The sequence below is a fragment of the Bifidobacterium goeldii genome, from assembly GCF_003951095.1.
Taxonomy (GTDB): Bacteria; Actinomycetota; Actinomycetes; order Actinomycetales; family Bifidobacteriaceae; genus Bifidobacterium; species Bifidobacterium goeldii.
In genome coordinates, this window is the sequence record NZ_QXGL01000004.1 from 187,630 (window position 1) to 211,041 (window position 23,412).

Here is a 23,412-nt window from a genome sequence, read left to right on the forward strand (position 1 = left end):
CAAGACTGACATCAGCCAAGAATGGCGAGCACGTCACGAGAGGAAACGATCAGGTAGTCCTCACCCTCGTAGTGCACTTCAGTGCCGCCGTACTTGGAGTACAGCACCTTGTCGCCAACCTTGACATCCATCGGGATGCGCTCGCCCTTGTCGTCGCGACGGCCCGGGCCAACAGCCAGCACTTCACCCTGCTGCGGCTTCTCCTTGGCGTTGTCCGGAATGAACAGACCGGAAGCGGTCTGGGTTTCGGCAGCGGCCTGCTTGACGATGATCTTATCTTCCAACGGTGTGAGCTTGATCGACACTGTGGATCACCTCGTGTTTCTAGATATCATTCGAATGGTTCCGCGCCGGGACATTGCTGTTCAGAGGCTGACGATCACTTCGGGCGACATCCCTTCGCGCTGGTACACATCGTAGCGCGATTATTAGCACTCTGCCAACTCGAGTGCTAACGCTGTGAGAGAAAACCGCTACACCGAGCCTCTTGTCAGGCGGAACGCCGTGCGAGGATCGCTTCCAAACCGGTACCCAACGAGTCAGAAGTTGCTGCCGGCGCGTCCACTGAGGATGCCATTTCGGTCTCGTGGAATGCAGCCGTATCGTTGACCATCTCATTCGAGGCCATCAATGCAGCACCAGTCGCATCCGCGCTGTTCTCATCAGACGCCTCAGCAGCATCCTGTGCTTCACTCTGTGCTTCCGCTGGTACAGCTTCAGCCTGATCTGCCGCAACCGTCGACGTATCATGCGCCACCGCATCATCAGCAGTATCCACAGCTGCCGGTTCAGCAACCGGCACAGCCTTAGCTACCTGCTTCGTTGACTTGATTTCCAAGCTTTCCGGTTCAGCAGCACGATGTTCAACACCATTGCGCGGCGCGCCCAGCGAGAAGGAAATAAGATCCTGCGAAGCTGCCACTTCAAAAGCGTCCAAAGCCGCAGCCGGGTGCACCTGATGCAGTTCAGTAGTCAAATCACCAGTACGCTCAGCGCCGTCAACCACTACCACTTCAGCAGAAGCATCAGCACTATCCGCAGCATTCACCGCAGAACCGGCGGAATCACCCGCTGCCACATCAACGGTCTGCTGCGGCATGGCATCCGCAGGCTGCTGGGCTACAGCCGAGACTTCAGCAGAATCGCGGGCCCCTTCAGCATCCACAATCTGCGGCTCACTTGCAGAGGCAGCCTCAGTTTCAGCTCGAGCTGCAGCCTCCTGCTGTGCACGTTCATTCCTGCGCGCTTCGCGTGCTGCGAGTGCACGCTGTTGTTCCATTTCAGCTCGGCGCAAAGCCTGGCGGATCTCCCGCCCTTCCATCACATCGGTTTTGACTCCGGTAGCATCGGCATGGTCGCTTTCTGCAGGGGCAGCAGACGCTGTCTGACTCACCTGAGGGCGTCGCGTAGCCGAGGCGGCGGCCGCATCACGCTGTGCGCGCGTACGCAAACGTCGTGCTCGAGCAACTTCCTGCTCCCAAGCACGCGCATGACGAGACGCACGAACGCCGAATGCCAACACCAGCGCCAATGCAGCACCAGGAATCAGCGCAAACAGCGCGCTAAAATGCAACGTTACTGCCAGCACCACAACCAGCAGCGTAACCGCCAATAATGCACCCACTAGAATCCTGCGACGACGGAACGCTGCGCGACGCAGCTGGCGAATATGCGCCACCTTCGAAGGCGAAAGCTTCGCCGTGTCCGTCTGCACCGGCTGCATAATTGCCCCTTTCGACCGCGGCGTACGCTCGTCGGAGAATCGCGTACCACTCGACGCATCTACCAGATGCAGCGATGATGAATACCGATCCTCGCGGTGCTCGACCACTCGTTTCATGCCGTTGACCGTTCGCCTGGGCAACCAGCCAACTGCGATAATCACCAGAATCACCAGCACGATGATGGTGCTTAGTGACTCATAATCCATGTCCTTAAGAATAGGAGACACCCCTAACCATTGCACTGATTACGGCATGGCGTGTCGAGCCATAAAACGCCGTGTGAATCCACCATCAGCATCTTCTGCGAGCAGACTGTACGTTTCATGATCACGCCAGCGCCCGTTAACAAACATATAACGGTGTCGAATGCCTTCATATCGCGCACCAACTTTGAGCGCCACACTGCGTGAACGCTCATTTTCTGGCAGCAGTGCAATCTCAAGCCGATGCAGGTGCAGTCCGTTTGGATCGAGCATTGCCCAGTCGGCAAGTAAACACACTGCCATCGGCGCAAAACCATGACCTGCCTGGCATTGATCCACCCAGTAGCCGATGATGCCAGTGCGCATTGAGCCAAGATTGATTGCTCCTAGCGAGATTTGGCCGACAATGCGCGAGCGATGTTCCATCACAAACACAACGCCGCGCCCCTCTTGCTCATTGCGACGTTGGCGTTGCATCCACTGGTTGTACGACAAGCCTGGGCCGTGCATTGGGTCGCCGGATTCCCAGGGGCGCAACCAATCATCATTGCGCCATCGCACTTCATTCCATTCCTCTTCATCGTCTGGAGTAATTGGACGCAATGCAAGCGGGCACTCAGGCATAGCAATGCGGCGCGGGACGCGGATGGCGTTCGCGCTCGACGATGTTAGCGCTGCTCGCAGTGATTGGAAAACAGACACTCCCCCATTGTGCCATTGCGGCACATGTTGGATACCTTGCCGTGTTAGAACGTGACTATGACGTTTTTTTCCGCGCAAGAACACGATCCAGAGCATGACCAGCATCTCAGTGATACTGTCGCCTCCCGCAAGCGCCCACTGCGTAAAGCGGCTATAGCACGGCGTAAAGCAGTACCTGCCGATGATCGCGCAACTGCCGCGGCTGCGCTGGCAAACGCAGCACAATCATTAATCGACGAATTACTGCACGCCGCCTGCGAAAGCGAACAAGACGATGCTGCGCCAAACTGTGCGCCTACAGTTGCTGCGTATGTGTCAATGGGCAGCGAAATTGCGATGGATGGACTGCTGCGCGTACTGCTGGACGCCGGTTGCCGTGTGCTTGTGCCGCGCCTGGGAACTGGACTTGATGTTGGCTGGAGCGAGCTCAATGACATGGATACGCTGCGCGATGTGCCAGCTGTACCAGCGGGCAACGTGAGCGGGGCGAATGCCGAGCCGCAGCAAAGCACTGCTTCTGCTGTTGGCACGCATGTTTCGCACCGCCCGCAGGAACCCGATACTGAAGTGTTGGGGCCGCAAGCACTGGCACAAGCTGACTTGGTGATTGTGCCCGCTTTGGCAGTGGATGCGCTCGGCGTACGACTTGGCCGTGGCGGCGGCTGGTATGACCGCGCGCTGGCGTTCCGCAGAGACGGTGTACGCGTAATTGCCGTGTGCTGGCCGTGGGAGACGCTATGTGACCCGCTGCCACGAGAAGATCATGATGTTCCAGTGGATGGCGTACTTACGCCAGAAGGATATTCGCCGAGGCCACTGTGTCAGGGCAATGACTAGGATATGAACGGACTTGAATGCGTATGCCACTTTGTATGCGCGAATGCCAAGAGACTATAGCTTTGTTGGAGGAACCGTTGCCTACCTATCATTACCGCTGCAAGAACTGCGGATACGATTTCACTGAGCACCAGTCGTTTGATGACGCCCCGATTACTGTGTGCCCTGAGTGCCACGAGGAGCAGGTGCGTAAGGTGTACTCGGCCGTGCCGATCGAGTTCAAGGGTCATGGCTTCTACCGTACGGATGGAGGCAGTGGCTCGTCCACCAAGTGAGACGATCCCGCGGAATATTCACTGTAGGGTTGGGGTTGCATCTGCGTGCTGTGATTCACATATGCGCATATGTGACACGCCCATATTGTGGATAACTCCTGAGCCTTCGACCACATACCCCGTTTCAGCTTGCACCGCTGTACTATCTGAGGTCACCATAGCGATATGGTGACCTTTTCTTTATCTAACCTCACTTGGCGAGGCACACTCCGCCAACGGCGTGGATTGGCGTTGGCGAGGCGCCTTGCGATCGCTTGCTGCGCTGGAACGGCGGTATTTGCGGCATTGCAATGCATTGTGGCCGGTGTTGGCACGCAACCAGTTGTGGTGGCGGCACGCGCTATTGAACGTGGGGCTGCGCTCACTGGCAGCGATGTTCGCATCGTAGAGATTCCTGCTTCTGCCATATGGTCTGGCTCATTATCTCGCGTTGATCAAGCTTCTGGGCAGATTGCACAAGTGCCGTTGGCACGTGGGCAACCCGTATTGGCATCGATGATTGCCCTGCAACCGGTGATACCAGATGGATATACGACGATTGACGTGAGCTTAGCAAGCTCATCCGGCGAACTGATTGCTGGCGACATTGTCGATTTAGTAACTAATCTCGATTGTTCCACTGCGGATAGTGAATCTGCTGACAGTGATGATAGCGGTGCCGACAGCGATGCTGCTGATGACGCTGATACTACGAGTCCAGCCGAGTCAGGCAGCACGCAAAACACCAATACTGACGATGACAATGCCAGCAATGACGCTGGCAATAACGCAAGTAGTACTACCGGCAATGAAGCCGCACAACAAATGGAACTCACTGGGCAGGAAGGAGAACAACAAACAGCCATTGAACCTAACAATCACACACTGAATCCATCAACTGAGCCCAGTGGATCAGAAGCAGGGCAAGCTGTACAGCCTCAGGTAACGCAATCTCCAGCAGCGCGTTCTTCAGCAACGCATACTCAATTAGCATCGCCTACAACGGTGCCAGTGGCGAACAGTGATGACACGGTGCCGACTGCACGTCAACCGTGCACGCTGGCATCAGCAGCGCTTGCTATGGCTGCTCCTCGTCACAATGACCTTACTGGCGGCACTGTATTATCGCTTGCTATGCCTCCCGAGGATGCGTTAGCAGTTATGGCCGCTCAAGAAACCAACGCCATCATGGCCGTCACCGTCGCTCGCTGAACATGCCCACTGGGTTGTGTTCAGCGCCGCTCGCTGAACACTGCCCAGTGAGGCGGCAGTTCGCCGAGGATGCGTTGGTCGTCGTCAGCGTCGCGCTGTTGTTCGGTGCGCATATCGCTTGGCTCGAGTTTGACGCCATCAGCGTCGAACCGTTCAGTGCCAGTCATTACTACACGGCGATGGCGGCGCGGCGTGCGGCGGGTTGCAGAGTACGGTCGTGTTTCAGCAGTGTGCGCGGCAGCAGTGTCACCACCTTCAGCAGTGGCACTGCTACTCGCCATATTGCTAGCGTTTTCGGTATCGCTCATTGCTGGAATCACCGGCCTTCACCGTAGATTTCGCTAATGCGCGAGACGATTTGGTCGACTTCTTTATCCGGGTTGACGAAGGCGCCAACGCTCCACACGGTCATTACTGACCAGCCGAGTGAAGACAGGTCTTGCATCATCACACGGTGGCGTTCACGAGTGGATTGCACGCTCATGAATTGCGAATCATCGGTAAGCACAGCAAGGGCATACGGCTTGTCTCCCACCCCGACAACCAGTGGGATGCGCAGTCCCTTGTCGAAACCATATTCGACAGCCACGTTGAGTCCGCGAGCGCGAATACGTTCCGCAAGGTCGTTGAAGAGCACGTTCTGCGAACGCTCAACGAGTTCTGGACGTACCACAGTGTCGTCAACTTGCTCAACCCAACGCAACATGGTCTTGAGCAGCTTGGGGCCAGGCTGGTGCAGGCGTTCGTCGTCCAAGTCGTCGGAACCGAATGCGGACACGATGTCGAGATGACGATCAGCGAGTGCAAGCGCGTCGAGCAGCATGCCTCGGCCGCCTTCGCTTTCGAGCAGGCCGAACTGTTGGAGCAGACGACCGTGCACGGTTTTGGCATAGCACAGCGAAAGGATGACATCCGTTGCTTGAGCGCCGGCAACTTCGTTAATGCTGATAAGGCGAACGTGGCGTAGGAATTTGCCCATTGCCTCGTTGCGTACTGCCAGTGATTTGAGTTCAGCACCAAGGCGAGCGCGGAAGACTTCCGTCAAGGTGACAACGCCAAGCGTGTAACTGATTGGTACGACGCTGAATCCGGCGGCGCGTTCGGTAATGAGGCGAACGACTTCGTCGATTTCCTGCTGACTGCTTTCTACCAGTCCGGTAGCCATTACTGGAGTACCGTTAGCGTCTTCGACCTTGTGGAAGTGGACTTTGCCTTGCGAACCGTCAGTAGTGACGTCGTAGCTGATCTCGCCGTAGCCGTGCGATTCGAGGAATGCGGATAGGCGTGGTGAGCGGCGTACCGAATGCGTGCGCACGTGTACGCATGGCAGCAGCTCGATCAGTGCGGCAACGCTTGGTGAGGTTACGGTATCTTTGTGCGCGAGCACGACGACTTGGCGTGCACGGCACACGATGGTGAGTAGTTGGATGGCAGGCAAGTGTGCTGCAGCATCGATAATTACCACGTCGGTCAGCGTTGATGGCTCAGTTAGCGCGGCAAGTGTTGCAGGTGTTGCTACGATAATCGGCTTTGCAGCAGCAAGGATTTCGGGATGGTCCTTGCGAATACGGCTCAGCGGAATACGCGTTTTGCTAGCCAGTGCAGTGTGCAGCTGGTTCGCTTCCTGCGTGCGTGAGAACAGCATGTCACATAGGCGACGCATAGACTCTTGTGCGACCATCGGGCCGATCGAACGCACATGTTCGACATCCACTTGTGCGAAACGGTCTGCGGCAGTTTGCAATGCTGAACCGTCTTGGTTGGAGATGATCGCAGAAGCGCGCACAATGTTCTCAAAAACGGTAGTCCACCATGCAAGTTGCAGCTCACCGTCTACTGCGTCAACAGCTACGCGACGCGTATGCAGATCGTCAACAAGCTCGTTAAGTCCCGCAGTAGCAAATTCCTGTTCCAAACGGCAGCGTTCCGGCAACGTGTCGAGCGCAATATGGTCGTCAAACAGTGCTTTGAGACGCTCTTCAACTTTGACAAAGTCGAGCGTTTCCAGATTGCCACCCTGCACCGTGGTTGCCAACACTGCGTCGAGTGCGGTCAGATCACGGGCGAGTTCCTCTTGCGTGGCGATAATATCGTCCAGCTTAGGCGGCAACACTGGCCAGCCACCATGCGGCACAAACATGCGCCACTGGGCAGCCTGCTTAGCAACGACTTGCAGCGCATCATGCAGGTTTTCAACCTGTGCGCCCACGCGCAGCAGGCTCTTCGCTTCCTTAACGTGACGGCGACGCTCCCAGAAGCCAATCGTCGTGCCTTCAGCCTTGCGATCAGCTTTGGATTTGCTTGCTTCGATCATTGAATCAATGTCACGCTCGAAGATCTCCGGCTGGAACACGTCCAATACGCGGCGCAGATTCTTGAGCACCATGACTTGGCGCCCCCACTCTTGCGCAGTGTTAGGGATCGGGAAGCCGCATGCTTGTACGGTGGAGGCAACCTGTTCGCGAGTGAGCGGCAGCAGTTTGCGCAGCAGATCAACCACGCGCTGGTATACGGTTACAGCTTCCTCTTCGGAGGTAATGGAAGCTTTGAACCATGCAGTATCTTCAGGGCCAAGCGTGTATTCGCCAAGTTCGCCAGCACGGCGCAACTTACCAGACCATTCTTCGAGGTTGCCATTTAACGCGCGAGCAGCCTGCTGGCTTAACCGCACACGCGTTGCCGGATGTGTTGGCAATGTGGCAATGCTCGCCAAGTTTTGAATGGTTTGGTAGGCGGAAACACCCCATTGCTTGTCAACAGAATGCAAATCGCCCAAATAGCGCGTCAGTCGCGAACGAACGCCAACAAGCTCGTCTGCAAGCTGATCAAAACGAGAGCTTGCAACGCCCGGCTGGAAACTGACAGCGGCGATAAGCTGACGATCAATATTAGCGTTGCCCCGCTCATCAGCCACGTCCAAGACTTGGCCGGAAAGCTCATTAGCATTGATCGCCTGGCGGAAACGTCGCTTTTGATCAGCCACGCACGGCACATACAGCACACTGCGACCGTTCATCACACAGCGTGAAGCAATAGCGGCAGCCTGATCGGCAGTATCACGGCCGGACGTAACGTCTACAGCCACCGAGTGGCCGGCAGCAGCGATTTCAGCAGCATAACGAACCGTGTTGTCGACATCACCGACTTCAAATTCACTGTGCGGGTCAGCATCAAACGGACTGTACGCGGGCGTATTGCCATCTTTGAGCGCAGCCGCAGCATCTGTATTGCCTGCGAGCGCATCAAGCACAGTGTTACCAGTCGGGCCGTCTTTGAGTTGGTCGATAATATGCTGGCTTTCCGCCAAAATCAGCGAATCAGGCGACATAAAGCAGCCGAGCATAATCTGACGTTCAATAGCGAAATCAGGGAATGCTTCAGATGCGAGCCGACCAATCGCCGCGAATACAGCGGATGTTTCTGGCGTGCCGCTCTCATAGTTGGCGCCATTGAACAGCTCATGCTCGTCGATAGCAACATGCTGGCCATGCATCGCGGAAACAAACGCCGGATTCAAGCGCACGTGCCCGATAAAGCGGATTGTCGCAGCAGTCCCATCATCGCTGCCAGGCTGAACGGCAACCGGATACAGCAGTACCGGCATGGAATTATCCGTCCACGTGGCTACGCCAACAATGAGCGACAATTCTGCCACGCCGCTAATACGCAGTTTCGCTGCCTGATCGTCCAGTACGCGTTCAAGTCGACGATTGGCAGCGCGCAGCATGCCATTGTCGCGGAAGAGCAGATCCAGCGACGCGTGACCGCCTGCGAACAGTTGCGCAATACCAGACGGATGCGCGTGAGTCAGGTCGAGTTTGGCGCCAAGCTGGTTAATGTCTTCCAATGGCGACGGCACAAGACCACTGCGATATTGCTCATGCCACTGCCGCATGCGCTCAAGCGAACCGTTCGCCTGCTGAGTGCTCTCGCTCATGAATTCGACTCACTTCCCTACCGCATTGCGGTAATCCCTGTATCCCGCATTTCGTTCAAGTGCTGCATCAATGTCCGCGTTGCCTTGTGCTGCAAGCCAAGCGTACAAATCATCGTACAGCGATGGATTCATGGCTAAGAATGGCAGCAACTGCGGGTGGCGGGCGATTTCAAACTGTTCAGTAAAGTCCGAGGTGCGCTTAGCATCATCGGAGGTGAATCCGCCTGCTTCAATACGCTGTTCGCTGCGGCGGAACTCCCCCTTGGAAACACGTTCGAACACTGACCCTGGTTCGAATATTGGCTTGAATGTTTCGGTTTCATCCGGCTGTACAGACGGCTCAGCGAATCGACGATGTTCTTCGGGAATATCGGCGCGTTCTGCGGCAGCAGTCTGCCCAGCAACCTGCTCGCCGATCAGTGACTGTGCAGTGGTGCTCGCAGCAGATTCGACTGCAGTGTTTGTGTCGCCCGTATTGGCGATATCAGAGTGACCGGCTTGTACGTCGACCGTGACTGTCTGCTCATCGACGGCGGTCGTATTGCCTGACGCAGTAACGTTTTCTTCAACAGCTGTTTCGACAGTTTCAACTGTTTCGGCGCCCGCCACATCATGTTGTGCAGCTTCACCTTGCGCCGGCGCTGCGCTTTCTACTTGTGGCTCGGTAGATGCCTGCTCGGCACTTGCATCATTTGCATCGCCCGTATCAGCCGATGTAGCAACACTTTCCTCAACGTGTGCTTGAGTCGGCACTTCTGCTGGCTCTTCAGCAGACTCAGTAGGTTCAGCCGACGACGGCTCACCGTCAGCATCGTCAGCCAACGCGTCAGCGAACAGATCGCGCGGTGATGCTGGTTTAGGCGTCTCGCCTGGCACATGAATCGGCATTGAGTCAGGCATCGAATCCTCATCATCGTCTGCACCGGCTAAGCCGTTCAGTCCATGCAATCCATTATTCAGATCGCGCACACGGCGGCGCACAGTGTCTGCGCTGAACGCGGCAGTCGGCTCGCCAGCACGCAAATCAAGAATGTCATCTACTGACATTTCAGCAGCATCAGGCTCCTGCTGTTCCTGCTTCACCGTGTCAAGCGCATAACCGAACAGGTCCGGCACGGTGAACGTCTCGCTGACCGGCTTAGCAACGCGAATAAAGTCAACTGGCACATCACCGAACTGCATACGAATCGGCGAGGTTGGCAGCAGAAAATCAGACTGCACTGGCAGTCGCATCAAGTCGCCATTGCCGCGCACCACGTAAGAACCGTTGGTGGAACCGAGATCACGGAGAGTGCCGCTGCCTGCTCCACTGACAGTAAACAGCGCGTGCCGCTTTGACATGGAACGGGTGCCATCGCTCACTTCGAGACGCTGATGACCGTCGTCAGGCAAAGGGCGCAGCGGCTTACGACCGATTTCAATACTTTCGCCCGGCTTCACGCTTATCTGGTCGACGCCGTTGATCCTAATCGTCCACTGCTGCGTCGTCCGCTGTTCACCGTTCACGTGCCGCTCTTCCTTTCACGTCTCCCGTACGTTCGCACACTATCAGCCATTGTGTCATGGTTCCCTGTGTTTTCACGCATTACAGGCTTACGAATTGCAACATTATCGCATTGCCCCGCGCGTCGCACGCTGTAACGCGTTCCGCAAGTCACTTACGTATCACGTACTAGCCACCTAGTGGGCAGATAAGTAGGCGTGTACACCTTGCTGATACGTGTGCACCTTGCTGATATAACGCGAGAACCCCGCGCCGCAGAACGGCAACGGGGTTCTCGAACAGCTTCGAACGCTGGTAATGTGCGGGCTTCACTCCCGCGATCATTACTTGAGCTCGACGGTGGCGCCAGCCTCTTCCAGCTGAGCCTTAGCCTTCTCGGCGTCTTCCTTCTTAGCCTTCTCGAGGATGGCCTTCGGAGCGCCGTCCACCAGAGCCTTGGCCTCAGCCAGGCCAGCGTTGGTGATGGCCTTGACAGCCTTGATGACCTGGATCTTCTTGTCGCCGACAGCGGTCAGCACGACGTCGAACTCGGTCTTCTCTTCTTCCTCAGCGCCAGCGCCAGCAGCCGGAGCGGCAACAGCGACAGCAGCCGGGGCAGCAGCCTCGACGTCGAACTTCTCTTCGAAGGCCTTCACGAACTCAGAGAGCTCGACGAGGGTCATTTCACCGAAAGCTTCCAGGAGCTCTTCGTTGGTGTACTTAGCCATGATGGCTTCCTTTCATTCTGGCAGCGGTATGCAATCTCGCACGTGCCCGCTACCTCAATGTGTGTTTGTTTTCCGAATGAGTTCATGCGGCAAGCCGCATGGGGATCAAGCTGCCTTTTCCTGCTTCTCGCGCAGAGCGTCGATCGTACGCACAGCCTTGGTCGGCAGGGCGGTGAACAGGTACGCGGCCTTGGCGGTCGTGGCCTTGAGGTCGCCAGCGAACTTGGACAGCAGCTGCGGGCGAGACATCATGTCCGCCAGCTTCTTTGCACCCTCGCCATCGTAGACGGTGCCATCAGCATAGCCGCCGGAGATAACAAGAGCCTTGTTGGTCTTGGCAAAGTCACGCAGCGTCTTTGCAGCCTCAATGAAGTCGCCCTTCACGAAGGTGATGGCGGTCGGGCCCTTGAGCAGGTCGTCAAGACCCTCAATGCCCGCTTCCTTGGCAGCAATACGCGCCAGCGTGTTCTTAGCCACAGTGTAGGAAGTATCGCGGCCTAGCTTTTCGCGCAGTTCGGAAACCTGCGGAACGGTAAGCCCGCGGTACTCGGTCAGGTAGACAGCGTCAGCGTTACGGAACTGCTCCGTAAGCTGAGCGACCACCGCTTCCTTTTCGGGCCTCTTCATGGCGTTCCTTCCTAGATCGGCCGTTGATCTTTCAGCTGGAACAGCATGCCAAACAGAGCAATAAAAAAGCCCTGCACACAGGCAGAGCAACACACACCGCGTTTGTCTTATCGACTTGCGGCAACCCGCGACGGGGCACATATTTCTCAACCTGCGCTGGCTTGGCGAACCAAACTTCGTGAGGCATACGCCTCCAACCAACGGTCTGTGGTTTACGAATGAATAAAATACGCCCGGGCACTGACTTTCGTCAATCCCGGGCGTGTCGCACACGATATATCCCAGCCTCACGCGATCACGTGGACTAGAAGATCAAAGCTGTAACAATCACAGCTCGTAATCCTTGTCCTTGCTTTCCTTGATCAGGAACAGAGCAACCAGTGCCAGCGCAGCCATCACAGCCATGTACCAGCCGACGGACATAACGCCGTGGGTCTCCACCAACCAAGTAGCCAGAGACGGAGCGAATGCGCCACCAAAGATTGCAGCGAGGTTGTAGCTCAAGCCAGCGCCAGAGTAACGCACGTTAGTCGGGAACAGCTCAGGCAGGTATGCGCCGCACGGTCCGAACAAACCACCCATGAACACGAAGCCCACGCACAGGAAGAGCATGATCGTCACCGGGTTGTGCTGCAGCAGAGCCGGAGCAAAGAAGCTGAAGATCAGCGTGCCTGCAGTGAAGACGATCAGCGTCTTCTTACGGCCGTATTTATCAGCAGCAAGGCAGCCAACCACGATGAACGCGGCGAAGAAGAACACGGAGATCATCTGCATACCCAAGTACTGCGGCTGCGTGAAGTTCAGGCCAGCCACACCATAGCTAAGGGACCAAGTGCCGAGGATGTAGAACAGCGTGTAAGTGATACCCATGGCAACCGTGCCCAGCAGCACTTCCTTCCAGTACGGAAGCAGATCAGCGAGCGGGTGCTTGGAAGTGCGCTTTTCAGCAGCAGCCTTCGCGAAGATCGGGGTTTCACTCATGCGAGCACGCACGTACAGGCCGATGATCACCAGCACTGCAGAAAGCAGGAACGGGATACGCCAACCGAAAGCGATCATCTGCTCCTTGCTGAAGCTCGTGGTCAGCAGCAGGTTGATGCCGTATGCGCAGAAGAAGCCGATCGGAGCGCCGAGGTTCGGGAAGGAGCCGAACAGTGCGCGCTTGTTAGCCGGAGCGTTTTCGGTAGCGACCAGTGCCGCACCGGACCACTCACCAGCCAAGCCCACGCCCTGGCAGGCGCGGCAGATGCACAGGATCACAACAGACCATGCGCCGATCTGCTCATAGCCAGGCAGCAGGCCAACGACGAACGTGGAGATACCCATCGTCATCAGCGCGATCACCAGCGTCTTCTTGCGGCCCATCTTGTCACCGAAATGACCGAACAGCAGCGAGCCGAACGGGCGAGCCAGGAACGAAACAGCGAACGTGACGAATGCCATCAGCGTGGCGAGTGCCGGGTTCGACTTAGCGACGGAAGTGAAGAAGATCGTGCCGAAGTAGCTTGCGGCAGCGATCGAATAGCAGTAGTTATCGTAAAACTCGATGGCTGTACCGACCATCGACGCGGCGATGATTTCCGCCACGGAATCTTTTTTAGCGTGTTCAGTAGTAGACGCGACAGCAGTAGCCGACATGGCGTCTTCCCTCTCTATTGATTTCACTTACTCAGGTTTGTGTTATCGCCGAATACGGGCTAACCGTGGTATGCCATAAGCCCATTCGACGATCAGCGGAAGATGCGTCACGCGCTTGCTTTTGGCTCAGCGGTGACGCACACCGCTGTGCCTAAGTCCGATAGTGTGGTCTTCCAAGGATGGAAAGGGAAGAAAAATGTCACATAGTGAACGCTGATGTCGCAATACCTCGTAATACGTAATACCAATACAAACGCGGTCTCGCTGATTGCTCAACGAGACCGCGTGTACATATGCAAACCGCGTAATCGCGTTCAGCGCAGCTGTATTACTGCAGGAACGCCATCAGGATGAAGTCGAGTATGAACAGGGTAGCCACGGTCCAAATGATCGGGTGCACCTTGTTCGGCTTCTTCTTGCAGGTCATCACGATGCAGTAGGTAATGAAGCCGCCGGCGATGCCGTAGGAGATGGAGTAAGAGAACGCCATAAACACAGCAGCGAAGAAGGCCGGGATTGCTTCTTCGATGTCGCTCCATTCGATTTCCTTCAAGCTGGCAGCCATCATGCAGCCAACGATCACCAGCACGCCAGCAGTCGCAGCGGACGGCACAGCGGAGATGACGGGCGCGAGGAAAGCGGACAGTGCGAAGCAGATCGCCACGACCACGGAGGTCAGGCCAGTGCGACCGCCCGCAGCGATACCAGCAGAAGACTCGACGTAGGTGGTGGTGTTCGACGTACCGCAGATAGCACCGATCGAAGTAGCGATGGAGTCAGCGAACAGAGCGCGGTCCATCTTGGAGGAGAAGCCGTGGCCGTTCTCGAGCGCCTTCTCGTCTTCTTCAGAGAAGATGCCTGTGCGGCGACCGGTACCAATGAACGTGCCGATCGTGTCGAACGTGTCGGACATGGAGAACGCGAAGATCGTCACCAGCACCAGCGGAATACGCGCCGGGTTGGAGAACAGTGCCGGGAAGCCTTGCGCAGTGAAGATCGCACCGAAAGTTTGCGGCAGCTGTGCGAAGGTTTCGGAGACGGAGACGGACTGGCCAAGGTTGGTGACACCGAACGGGATGCCGACCACCGTGGTAACGGCGATAGCGATGAGCAGGCCAGCCTTAACCTTGAGAATGGTGAGCACGATAGCCAGCAGCAAGCCGATGAGGAACACCCACAGCACCGGCTTGTTCATCGTGGCAAGACCAGGCGTTGCAGTGGTAGCAAGACCCTTGCCGGCAGCCTTGGTGTCGCCGGGAGTGAAGGTGATGAAGCCGACGTTGAGCATGCCCACGTAGGCCACGAACAGACCGATACCGCCGCCGATTGCGTGCTGCAGCACGAGCGGAATCGATTCGATGATCATCTTACGAATAGAAGTCACGGTGATCACAATGTTGATCAAACCGCACAGGAACACCATGCACAGGGTCTCCTGCCAAGTAAAGCCCAAACCGAAGCACACTGTGTACGTGAAGAACGCGTTGAGGCCCATGCCTGCAGCCTGCGCGTACGGCACGTTGGCGAACAAGCCCATGACGAGCGTGCCGATGATAGCCGCGATGATCGTGGCGAGGAACACGCCACCCCACGGCATATCGGTTTTGCTCAGGATCTGAGGGTTAACGACGATGATGTAGCTCATCGCAAAGAATGTGGTCAGACCAGCGGTAATCTCGGTGGACACGCTGGTGTTGTTCTCCTTGAGATGGAAGAACTTCTCCATATGGTTCCCTGCTCTCTATCTTTCTAGGTTGTTAGGGGTTGTATAGCGCTCTGTTCAGCACATCTGCAGCCCCGGCGAGAATCGCAACTCGCCTGCGCTCAGTTTTGCCAAGCGGACTCACCATAGCACCCGTAGAAGTCATGGAGATTATCGGGGGTAACACGATCACCATCAGCATTCACTACGAGTCATGCTCGACACACAAGTTATCAACATATCCACACGTTGTAGCAAAACTTCACTCTGCACCAGCCATATTGACTATCGTGTTCATATGGATCAGCTCACGCTCACCGGTACTCTTGCCGAACGCAAACGCGACGTCACCCAGCGTTGCGCACAAGCCTCTGCTCGAGTGGGAGGTAACCCAATACTTTTCGGCATGACTACTGCGCTCGAGCTGCAAGAGATTGCACTACCTACTCGCTATTCCGCGTCTGATACGGTTCTTCACACCGTGGCCAGTACCCCGTCGCGACGAATTGTGACGGTTGATGGCACACTGTGCGCACACGTGTGGAAGCCAATTTCGACAGATGCTACTGCGGTGGTGTATATCAACCGAACCGTTTGCGCTTTGCACCCATTCCATGTTTGGGCTCAGCTTGCACGGCATCTGGCGCTGGACGAGCTGATCACGTTAGGAGATTCAGTACTCTCAGCATGTGCACAGCCTCCATCTGTTTTAGCTGAATTTATCAATAAAATCCGTGGTTTTGCGGGCCGAACTGCATGTTTGCAAGCTTTACCGCACATACGCGCGGGCGTGGCCTCACCTATGGAATCCCGAGCACGTCTTGCAGTAACACAGCATGGGATTCCTAATCCTGAGATCAACTACATCGTGCGTGGTGAAAAGTTTGCATCCGGCGCAAATATGACCCTAGATTTAGCTTGGCCACATTGCCGTGTAGCTGTGGAATACGATGGAGATCATCATCGCACCGATAAGACACAATGGCGTAGAGATCAAGAGAAACGTGAACGTTTACGCAGTCATGGATGGATTGTCATCATTATTACTGCGGATGATCTCTGCGATAACGCGCATCGAGCAGAATTCGCATTCCGCGTAGCGCGATATCTCATAGAACGTGGCGCTCAATTCCAATTTCACCCAGTCGCTACACCTTTAGAGTCGAAGGTCCCACATTCTCGACTGATTACGCTATAAATCGCAAATATTGTGAACGCGCAGTATTGATAGTGCAGCACATGACTATGCATTCATGTGATCTCATCAGCACGCTCTTTATGGTGCATCGCATGCGATGGACATCAAGCGTTTGACATCCATCGCGTGTACGCACCACTGCGCATCATCCACGCACGCGATGGAATTTTGATGCGATTTACCATCGCGTGCAGAAGCATATTCGCATGAGATGGAGTTTTTAGTGCGATATACCATCGTGTGCCCACATAATCATGAAGATTTCCTGCACAGGATGGAATTGAGGCAGAAAATGCCGTCGCGTGCGAATCAGCTTTCGCATGCGATGGAAAATAACACTGCATTTACCATCTCATGCCCTCAATTACGGGGCACAAGATGGTATAAACACGTTGATTTTCCATCCTGTGCGAATTCTCTCTGCACGAGATGGAAAATCAACAGAAAATGCCATCGCGTGCAGAGATTAGCAATAAAAAAAGCCCCGCGGGGGCGGGGCTTGATTGCTTGACGGCACAAGCCGTCGCGCGGATAGAGGAGCTTCGCGCTGCCATATTGCCCGACTTTCGTCGGGACCTCGCCTACGGACAGTCCACTGGGCTGTCCGCTTAACGGCTCGGCAGCTACGTCGCTGATCGGTATGCAAAGACCCCGCCAAAGCGGGGCCTTTGCATACCGATCAGCCAAAACGACCGGAGATGTAGCGCTCGGCTTCGGCGTTTTGCGGGTTGTTGAACATCGTCGTGGTGTCGGCGAAGTACTCAAGGTGGCCAGGCTCACCAACGGCCTTCAGGTTGAAGAAGGCGGTGTAGTCGGCGATACGAGCAGCCTGCTGCATGTTGTGGGTGACGATCACGATCGTGTAATCGCCCTTGAGCTCGTTGATCAGATCCTCGACGGCCAGCGTCGAAATCGGGTCCAGAGCGGAGCACGGCTCATCCATCAGCAGCACCTGCGGGTGCACAGCAACAGCACGCGCAATGCACAGACGCTGCTGCTGACCACCAGACAGGTCAATGCCCGGGTTGTCAAGACGATCCTTCACCTCGTCCCACAGGTTGGCACCCTTCAGCGCCCACTCAACCAGGTCATCAGCGTCAGACTTGGAAATGTGGCGGTTGTTCAGGCGAACACCAGCGAGCACGTTCTCACGAATCGACATCGTCGGGAACGGGTTCGGGCGCTGGAACACCATGCCAACGTCGCGGCGCACGGAGACCGGGTCCACGTCCTTGTCGTACAGGTTCTTGCCTTCGAGCAGCACTTCACCCTTGACGTGAGCGCCAGGAATGATCTCATGCATACGGTCGAGGGTGCGCAGCACGGTGGACTTACCGCAGCCAGACGGTCCAATGAACGCGGTGACCTTGTTGGGTTCGATGTTGATGTTGACATCTTCAACGGCAAGGAAGTTACCGTAGTAGATGTTCAGATGATTGACGTCAATGCGTTGTCCCATGTGAATTTCCTTTGTTTACTAAAGCTCTAAGCTTGTCAGCAATACGAGCCACAAGCGCTTACCGGTCGGACTTGACGGCGAAGACCTTCGCCACCCAGCGGCCGATGAGGTTGAGGATGAGAACGATGAGGATCAGCACCAGTGCGGCAGCCCAAGAACGTTCCATCGGAATGTCCGGCACGCAAGTACCGTTCGCACCTGGAGGGCAGTTGGCGGAAAGCTTCGAGTACTCCTGGTAGACGAACACAGGCAGCGTGGTCATCTGGCCGGAGAACAGGTTCACGTTCGTGGAAGCGATGTAACCGGCGGTCATGAGCAGCGGAGCAGTTTCACCAATAACACGTGCGATAGCAAGGATCACACCAGAAACAATACCCGGCAGAGCGGTACGCAGCACAATCTTGGTGATCGTGCGCTGCTTGGACACACCCAGTGCGTAGGAAGCTTCACGCAGATCGTTCGGCACAACCTTGAGCATTTCCTCACTGGTTTTCACCACAGTCGGGATCATGAGCAGCGACAAAGCCACAGAACCTTCGAAACCGTTGATGGTACCAGGGCCAGCGACGATGGTGAACATCGAGAATGCGAACAAACCAGCGACGATGGACGGAATACCACTCATCACGTCGACCAGAAGGCTGACAGACTTGGCGAGCTTGCTGCGACGATCAGCGTATTCAACAAGGTACACAGCGCACATCAAACCAATCGGCACAGAGATAATCATTGCACCCAACGTGATTTCCAGCGTACCGATGATGGCGTGAAGCACACCACCGTAGCCGCCAGACGGGGTTTGGTTACCACCGACCACGCCGGTCATGTTATAGCTCAAGAAGTTCAAGTTCAGACGCTTGAAGCCGTTGACGATGGTCGCCCACAACACAGAGACCAACGGGATGCAGGCGATGATGAAGGCCAGAATAATCAGACCGTTCATGAACCGATCCTTGCCCTTACGCGATGCAGCGTAGGAGCGGGTGGTCTTGAACTTGTCAAAGTCAATATCCGGCAGGTTCTTGCCAGTCTTTTTCACAGTTGCGGATGCGTTAGATGCACTCATCATGCGCTCGCTTTCTCAGTGATCTTACGGGCGATGAAGTTCACGAGGAACGTGATCACGAACAGCACAAGACCAGTTCCAATCAGCGTGGACACACCCAGCTCGTTAGCTTCCGGGTACTGAGCCGCAATGTTGGCTGCAATGGTCTGGTTTTGCGAAGCCTGCAGCAGCTTGAACGAGTACGTCAAGCCTGGCGACAGGATCATCAACACGGCCATCGTCTCACCAAGTGCACGGCCCAAGCCCAGCATGGAAGCGGAGATAATACCGGACTTGCCGAACGGCAGCACTGCGAGCTTAATCATTTCCCACTTCGTAGCGCCCAAGCCAATGGCTGCTTCTTCTTGCAGGCGCGGAGTCTGCAGGAAGATATCACGCGACACAGAGGTGATAATCGGCAGGATCATGACTGCTAGCACTACAGCGACCGTAGCAACGGTACGTGCAGGAGAGGCAGCCGGGCCTTCGAAGATCGGGATCCAACCTAAGTACTTTGCTACCCAGTTCCAGAACGGTCCGATGGCCGGCACGAGGATCAAACCGCCCCACAGACCGTAAATAACGGAAGGAATTGCAGCGAGCAGATCGACGACGGAGCTGAGCACAACAGCGAGCTTCTTCGGCGAGTAGTGAGAGATGAACAGCGCGATTCCAATAGAAATAAAGAATGCGATGATCAACGACAGCGCTGAGACCAGCACAGTACCGAACAGCAGCGGACCAACATACTGCCAGAAGTTGTGTGCTTTGCCACCAGTGAACGATTCAACTGTTTGAGTGTTGGCGGCCTGATCGCCACCAATAAGAGGCCACGCGCGGAACAGCAGGAAAATAAACACTGCCGCGAGTGTCACGAGGATGAGTATACCTGCGGCGTAGGCGATCGTCTTGAAGACAATGTCGCCGGTTTTGCCAGTGTTAGCCTGACGCGCCGCGTTGTCTTGCGAACTCACAGGTTCTCCTTGTCTTGAACCGACGGAAGCCGCAGACGCCAGATGGGTTGTTTGGCGATCTGCGGCATCCTTGGTCTATCGGGATTCGATCCGGTGCTTACCGCGGATCACTTGGTCTGGATGGCGTTGATCGAAGCGTCGATCTTGTCCTTCAGGCTGGACGGCAGCGGAGCGGAACCGGCGGCAGAAGCGGCGGTCTGCTGGCCTTCGTCGCTGGTCACGTAGGTGAGCCAGGACTTGACGAACTTAGCGGTGTTGGCGTCCTTGTAAGCCGGGCATGCGATGTCGTAGGAGACAAGCACGATCGGGTAAGCGCCCTCAGCCTCGGTGGAGTGGTTGATCTTGACGACCACGCGGTTCTCACCCTTGGCGGAATCGTCGAGCTTGGAGTCAGCGATCACCTTAGAGCCAGCGTCAGCGGAGATCTCGGAGTACTTGGAGCCAACCTTGATGGCTGCGGTGCCCAGGTCGCCGACCTGCGAGAAGTCAGCGTAACCGATGGTGCCATCAGCCTGCTTGACGGTGGAGATCACGCCAGAAGTACCCTTAGCGCCCTGGCCAACCTCGTTCGGCCAGTTCTCGGACAGGTCGTAAGGCCATGCGTCAGGAGCAACATCCTTGAAGTAGCTCACGAAGTTCTGCGTGGTGCCGGACTTATCGGAACGGTGCACAACGGTGATCGCGGTGTCAGGGAGCTTCAGGTCCTTGTTCTGATCAGCGATAGCCGGATCGTTCCACTTGGTGATCTTGCCGTCGAAGATCTTGGCAGCGGTATCAGCGTCGAGGTTGATGTGCTTGCCAGCGTCAGAGACGCCCTTCAGGTTGAAGACGATAGCGATCGGGGAGATGTACACCGGCACATCGAAAGCGGTGCCAGAAGCGCACACAGCCTTGGACTGCTCAACTTCGTCATCGGCAAGAGCCTTATCAGAGCCAGCCCATGCGGTAGCACCGGTCAGGAAGGTGCTCACGCCTGCGCCAGAACCAGACGGGTTGTAGGCAACCTTAGCGTCGGAGTTAGCGCTTTCGTAACCGGCGATCCAAGCTTCAACAGCAGCCTGCTGAGAAGAAGCGCCAGCACCAGAGAACTGACCGGAGATCTTCTCGGTAGTGGTGGTGTCGCTGCTGGAACCGGAGTTGTTGGAAGAAGAAGCCGAGGTGTTGTCACCGCAGGCCGCGAGCGAAGCAAGCATCGCGATGCCGGAAATTGCGGCGATCGAACGAATAAGAACATTGTTGCGCATTATTTTTCCCTCTATCAACGTCATCGCGGCAAGTGCCGCGTTCATTCATGACATCTTCAAGGTTATGGGCGTGCAGCAGGAGCTTCGACCGAAATCGGTGAACGGAAGATGAACACTTGCCGATACTTGCTGCCATCTTCCGTGCTGCCGCTGTGCTGCACGCCCAGTCGCGAATTGCATGCGCAATGCATTCGCTGTGTTGTACTGCTGCGATAGCGCGCTGATAATGCGCTTATTGCAACGGTTTTATTGCAATGGTTACTGCAATGGATTATCGATTTTGTAGCCGAGACCGCGCACAGTGGTCAGGTACTTAGGATGCGCGGGGTCAACTTCGATTTTGGAGCGCACGCGCTTGACGTGCACGTCAAGCGTTTTGGTGTCGCCAACGTAATCGGAGCCCCAAATACGGTCGATGAGCTGATGGCGAGTCATGACTCGGCCCTTGTTTTGCATCAAATATTCGAGCAGTTCGAATTCTTTGAGTGGGAAGAATACGTTCTCACCGCGCACAGTGACTTGGTGCTGGCCGACTTGCATGGAGATATCGCCGCATACGAGCGGAATTTCATCTTCGACAGAGCCGGCAGATTCGGCGACGACTTGGTTGCGGCGCAGTACGGCGCGGATGCGAGCGAGCAGTTCGCGGAACGAGTACGGCTTCGTGACGTAATCGTCAGCGCCGATTTCGAGGCCGACGACTTTATCGATTTCTGCGCTTTTCGCGGTGAGCATGATAATCGGCACGCGGCTTTGCTCGCGGATACGGCGGCACAATGCAGTGCCGTCAATACCGGGCAGCATCAGGTCGAGTAGCACCAGGTCGATGCCACCTTTGGTGAATAATTCGAGACCTTCTTCGCCACTTGCAGCAGCGGATACCTCGTAGCCTTCGCGCGTCAGCTGGTAGACCAGTGGCTCCCGGTACGATTCCTCGTCTTCAACGATGAGAATGCGCGTCATTTTTGCCTTTCACACGATTTGTTCATACTGCGTTCAAACCTCATTACCGTCACCATCGTAGCGTGCTACCTGCAAACGTTTCCCCATTTCGGCATACTACGTTGCTATTGCGTTCAGCAACGTCTTTTGCACCTACGTTTGATCAGCACGCCCCAGCGGCCGATGCTCCATCCGATTCAGCAGCAGCATCCGGCGCCACTGGCAGCTCAATCGTAAACGTCGAGCCTTCCCCTTCACGTGACCATACAGAAATCGTGCCGCCACTCTCCTGCACGCAATGCTTGGTAATCGCCAAGCCTAATCCTGAGCCTCCGGTAGCCCGCGAGCGCGCTGGGTCTACGCGGTAGAAGCGTTCGAACACGCGGTCAAGCGAAGCGGCGGGAATACCAATGCCCTGATCGACTACGTGAATCGTCACTTTGCCGCGCTTAGCATCACGCGATACGCCTACTACTACCGTTGTTTTCTCCGGCGAATAGCGGATCGCGTTTTCGACAAGGTTTTTTACAGCGGTGGTAATCGTCTCACGGTTTGCAACAATCGCAACGTCGGTAGCGTTGTCAATACTCTCGGTATCGCTAGCGTCAGTATCGTTCTGCGCTGGCACTTCTAGCGGCTGCGAATGGCCGTTGAACGAGAGTCGTATGGCAATATGCTTGGCGTTGGCTTGCACGATGTTTTCGCTAATCGCTTCGCGCGCGACTGACATGGTAGAAATTCGCTTCGCGTCGAGCATCGTGTTGGTATTTTGCGCGCGCTGCAATTCGATTAAGTGCTTTACCAGTTCGGTTAAACGCGCAGATTCTTTGGTGACTCGCCCCGCAAAATAGCGTACGGCTTGCGGATCATCGCTCGCATCGGCGATTGTCTCCGCAAGCAGGGAGATGGCGCCGGCCGGGGTTTTCAATTCGTGAGAAACGTTGGTGACGAAGTCGCGGCGCATTTCTTCAAAGCGACGCTGTTCGGTGACATCGTTGAGGAAAACGGCGTACAGGCCGCCGCTAATACCACCGATACGTACGCGCAGGTAGCGGTCGGAGGGAGCAGCAGCACCGGCGGTAATACCGCGCCCGGTGATCACGTCGGAGACGCGTGTCAGATCGAGACTGACTCGGATTTCACGTTCGCGAATCTCCCCGTCAGCGTCAACGAGTTGCAGAATGTCGAGTATTTCTTGGTTGACAATGCGCCCAGCGTCCACGAGGTCAGTGTCTTCGGGCCTGCTGGTGGCGCCGCGCACGCGTCCAACATGATCGCATACGATTACCGCATCTGGGCCTGCGTCGAGAATTCCTTGCTCAATGTCGGCGGGATCTACGTCGTCGCCAAACGCTGAATGTGGGCCTTCCTCTTCGGCAGCTTGCCGCCCTTCAAGCTCGCCTGTTTTACGCCCGCACATGTAGGCCAGAGGCATTGCTGCAGCCAATACCACGAGCGCGACGACAATGACACTCACGATTTGCCACGTCATTTCATCACCGT

The 23,412-nt window shown here is 56.0% G+C and carries 20 protein-coding genes; 4 read left to right on the forward strand and 16 right to left on the reverse strand.

Going from position 1 to position 23,412, the window contains the following annotated elements; translation table 11 throughout:
- Positions 1 to 11 precede the first annotated feature (11 nt).
- The 3 genes from groES to D2E25_RS07510 form a co-directional block, all read right to left on the reverse strand.
- On the reverse strand, positions 12 to 305 hold the full coding sequence (groES, locus tag D2E25_RS07500) for a co-chaperone GroES (RefSeq protein ID WP_003814450.1): 294 nt from the start codon (positions 303 to 305) through the stop codon (positions 12 to 14).
- Between the two features lie 185 nt (positions 306 to 490).
- Complete coding sequence (locus D2E25_RS07505; RefSeq protein ID WP_125981406.1) at positions 491 to 1,930, reverse strand: hypothetical protein; 1,440 nt, start codon at positions 1,928 to 1,930, stop codon at positions 491 to 493.
- Positions 1,931 to 1,969: 39 nt separating this feature from the next.
- Positions 1,970 to 2,629 (reverse strand): GNAT family N-acetyltransferase, encoded by a 660-nt coding sequence (locus D2E25_RS07510; protein WP_125981408.1) that lies wholly within the window; start codon positions 2,627 to 2,629, stop codon positions 1,970 to 1,972.
- Positions 2,630 to 2,686: 57 nt separating this feature from the next.
- Here D2E25_RS07510 and D2E25_RS07515 point away from each other — a divergent pair, with 57 nt between their 5' ends.
- The 3 genes from D2E25_RS07515 (at position 2,687) to D2E25_RS07525 (ending at position 4,932) form a co-directional block, all read left to right on the forward strand.
- Positions 2,687 to 3,466: a 5-formyltetrahydrofolate cyclo-ligase gene (locus tag D2E25_RS07515; protein ID WP_125981411.1), complete on the forward strand. Its 780-nt coding sequence runs from the start codon at positions 2,687 to 2,689 to the stop codon at positions 3,464 to 3,466.
- A 77-nt stretch (positions 3,467 to 3,543) separates the two neighbouring features.
- Positions 3,544 to 3,741: an FmdB family zinc ribbon protein gene (locus tag D2E25_RS07520; protein WP_125981413.1), complete on the forward strand. Its 198-nt coding sequence runs from the start codon at positions 3,544 to 3,546 to the stop codon at positions 3,739 to 3,741.
- 165 nt (positions 3,742 to 3,906) lie between these two features.
- Positions 3,907 to 4,932 carry an SAF domain-containing protein gene (locus D2E25_RS07525; RefSeq protein ID WP_125981415.1) on the forward strand — a complete coding sequence of 342 codons (1,026 nt, stop codon included), beginning with the start codon at positions 3,907 to 3,909 and terminating at the stop codon, positions 4,930 to 4,932.
- A 20-nt stretch (positions 4,933 to 4,952) separates the two neighbouring features.
- Here D2E25_RS07525 and D2E25_RS10915 read toward each other — a convergent pair whose 3' ends face one another.
- The 7 genes from D2E25_RS10915 to D2E25_RS07565 form a co-directional block, all read right to left on the reverse strand.
- Positions 4,953 to 5,099, reverse strand: a complete 147-nt coding sequence (locus D2E25_RS10915; RefSeq protein ID WP_206430757.1) for a BAG family molecular chaperone regulator 5 — start codon at positions 5,097 to 5,099, stop codon at positions 4,953 to 4,955.
- Positions 5,100 to 5,248: 149 nt separating this feature from the next.
- Positions 5,249 to 8,869 carry a helicase gene (locus D2E25_RS07535; RefSeq protein ID WP_125981417.1) on the reverse strand — a complete coding sequence of 1,207 codons (3,621 nt, stop codon included), beginning with the start codon at positions 8,867 to 8,869 and terminating at the stop codon, positions 5,249 to 5,251.
- A 9-nt stretch (positions 8,870 to 8,878) separates the two neighbouring features.
- Positions 8,879 to 10,375: a variant leucine-rich repeat-containing protein gene (locus D2E25_RS07540; RefSeq protein WP_125981419.1), complete on the reverse strand. Its 1,497-nt coding sequence runs from the start codon at positions 10,373 to 10,375 to the stop codon at positions 8,879 to 8,881.
- 321 nt (positions 10,376 to 10,696) lie between these two features.
- Positions 10,697 to 11,080, reverse strand: coding sequence for a 50S ribosomal protein L7/L12 (gene rplL / locus D2E25_RS07545; protein WP_125981421.1), 384 nt, complete (start codon positions 11,078 to 11,080; stop codon positions 10,697 to 10,699).
- A gap of 105 nt (positions 11,081 to 11,185) precedes the next feature.
- Positions 11,186 to 11,707 (reverse strand): 50S ribosomal protein L10, encoded by a 522-nt coding sequence (gene rplJ, locus D2E25_RS07550; protein ID WP_125981423.1) that lies wholly within the window; start codon positions 11,705 to 11,707, stop codon positions 11,186 to 11,188.
- Positions 11,708 to 12,034: 327 nt separating this feature from the next.
- Positions 12,035 to 13,345, reverse strand: coding sequence for an MFS transporter (locus D2E25_RS07560; RefSeq protein WP_125981425.1), 1,311 nt, complete (start codon positions 13,343 to 13,345; stop codon positions 12,035 to 12,037).
- A 328-nt stretch (positions 13,346 to 13,673) separates the two neighbouring features.
- A complete protein-coding gene (locus tag D2E25_RS07565) occupies positions 13,674 to 15,071 on the reverse strand; it encodes an NCS2 family permease (protein WP_125981427.1) in 1,398 nt (465 codons plus the stop codon).
- A 274-nt stretch (positions 15,072 to 15,345) separates the two neighbouring features.
- Here D2E25_RS07565 and D2E25_RS07570 point away from each other — a divergent pair, with 274 nt between their 5' ends.
- The gene (locus D2E25_RS07570; RefSeq protein ID WP_125981429.1) at positions 15,346 to 16,245 is read left to right on the forward strand and encodes an endonuclease domain-containing protein; all 900 of its coding nucleotides are present in this window, start codon (positions 15,346 to 15,348) and stop codon (positions 16,243 to 16,245) included.
- 679 nt (positions 16,246 to 16,924) lie between these two features.
- Here the strand turns inward: D2E25_RS07570 and pstB are convergent.
- The 6 genes from pstB to D2E25_RS07600 form a co-directional block, all read right to left on the reverse strand.
- A complete protein-coding gene (gene pstB, locus D2E25_RS07575; protein WP_125981431.1) occupies positions 16,925 to 17,704 on the reverse strand; it encodes a phosphate ABC transporter ATP-binding protein PstB in 780 nt (259 codons plus the stop codon).
- Between the two features lie 58 nt (positions 17,705 to 17,762).
- Positions 17,763 to 18,773: a phosphate ABC transporter permease PstA gene (pstA, locus tag D2E25_RS07580; protein ID WP_125981433.1), complete on the reverse strand. Its 1,011-nt coding sequence runs from the start codon at positions 18,771 to 18,773 to the stop codon at positions 17,763 to 17,765.
- Positions 18,770 to 19,723, reverse strand: a complete 954-nt coding sequence (gene pstC / locus D2E25_RS07585; RefSeq protein WP_125981435.1) for a phosphate ABC transporter permease subunit PstC — start codon at positions 19,721 to 19,723, stop codon at positions 18,770 to 18,772. Before pstC ends, pstA begins: the two co-directional genes overlap by 4 nt.
- A gap of 107 nt (positions 19,724 to 19,830) precedes the next feature.
- Positions 19,831 to 20,967 (reverse strand): phosphate ABC transporter substrate-binding protein PstS, encoded by a 1,137-nt coding sequence (gene pstS / locus D2E25_RS07590; protein ID WP_125981437.1) that lies wholly within the window; start codon positions 20,965 to 20,967, stop codon positions 19,831 to 19,833.
- A 258-nt stretch (positions 20,968 to 21,225) separates the two neighbouring features.
- Positions 21,226 to 21,930, reverse strand: coding sequence for a response regulator transcription factor (locus tag D2E25_RS07595; protein ID WP_125981439.1), 705 nt, complete (start codon positions 21,928 to 21,930; stop codon positions 21,226 to 21,228).
- A gap of 142 nt (positions 21,931 to 22,072) precedes the next feature.
- Positions 22,073 to 23,401, reverse strand: a complete 1,329-nt coding sequence (locus tag D2E25_RS07600; RefSeq protein ID WP_125981441.1) for a sensor histidine kinase — start codon at positions 23,399 to 23,401, stop codon at positions 22,073 to 22,075.
- Positions 23,402 to 23,412: the final 11 nt, after the last annotated feature.

Excerpts from the sequence above, each read along its gene's own strand:
- D2E25_RS07505 (WP_125981406.1), bottom strand. The coding sequence starts at position 1,930 with ATGGATTATGAGTCACTAAGCACCATCATCGTGCTGGTGATTCTGGTG.
- D2E25_RS07515 (WP_125981411.1), top strand. The coding sequence starts at position 2,687 with ATGACGTTTTTTTCCGCGCAAGAACACGATCCAGAGCATGACCAGCAT.
- D2E25_RS07525 (WP_125981415.1), top strand. The coding sequence starts at position 3,907 with ATGGTGACCTTTTCTTTATCTAACCTCACTTGGCGAGGCACACTCCGC.
- D2E25_RS10915 (WP_206430757.1), bottom strand. The coding sequence starts at position 5,099 with ATGACTGGCACTGAACGGTTCGACGCTGATGGCGTCAAACTCGAGCCA.
- D2E25_RS07535 (WP_125981417.1), bottom strand. The coding sequence starts at position 8,869 with ATGAGCGAGAGCACTCAGCAGGCGAACGGTTCGCTTGAGCGCATGCGG.
- rplL (WP_125981421.1), bottom strand. The coding sequence starts at position 11,080 with ATGGCTAAGTACACCAACGAAGAGCTCCTGGAAGCTTTCGGTGAAATG.
- rplJ (WP_125981423.1), bottom strand. The coding sequence starts at position 11,707 with ATGAAGAGGCCCGAAAAGGAAGCGGTGGTCGCTCAGCTTACGGAGCAG.
- D2E25_RS07560 (WP_125981425.1), bottom strand. The coding sequence starts at position 13,345 with ATGTCGGCTACTGCTGTCGCGTCTACTACTGAACACGCTAAAAAAGAT.
- D2E25_RS07565 (WP_125981427.1), bottom strand. The coding sequence starts at position 15,071 with ATGGAGAAGTTCTTCCATCTCAAGGAGAACAACACCAGCGTGTCCACC.
- D2E25_RS07570 (WP_125981429.1), top strand. The coding sequence starts at position 15,346 with ATGGATCAGCTCACGCTCACCGGTACTCTTGCCGAACGCAAACGCGAC.
- pstB (WP_125981431.1), bottom strand. The coding sequence starts at position 17,704 with ATGGGACAACGCATTGACGTCAATCATCTGAACATCTACTACGGTAAC.
- pstA (WP_125981433.1), bottom strand. The coding sequence starts at position 18,773 with ATGATGAGTGCATCTAACGCATCCGCAACTGTGAAAAAGACTGGCAAG.
- pstS (WP_125981437.1), bottom strand. The coding sequence starts at position 20,967 with ATGCGCAACAATGTTCTTATTCGTTCGATCGCCGCAATTTCCGGCATC.
- D2E25_RS07595 (WP_125981439.1), bottom strand. The coding sequence starts at position 21,930 with ATGACGCGCATTCTCATCGTTGAAGACGAGGAATCGTACCGGGAGCCA.
- D2E25_RS07600 (WP_125981441.1), bottom strand. The coding sequence starts at position 23,401 with ATGACGTGGCAAATCGTGAGTGTCATTGTCGTCGCGCTCGTGGTATTG.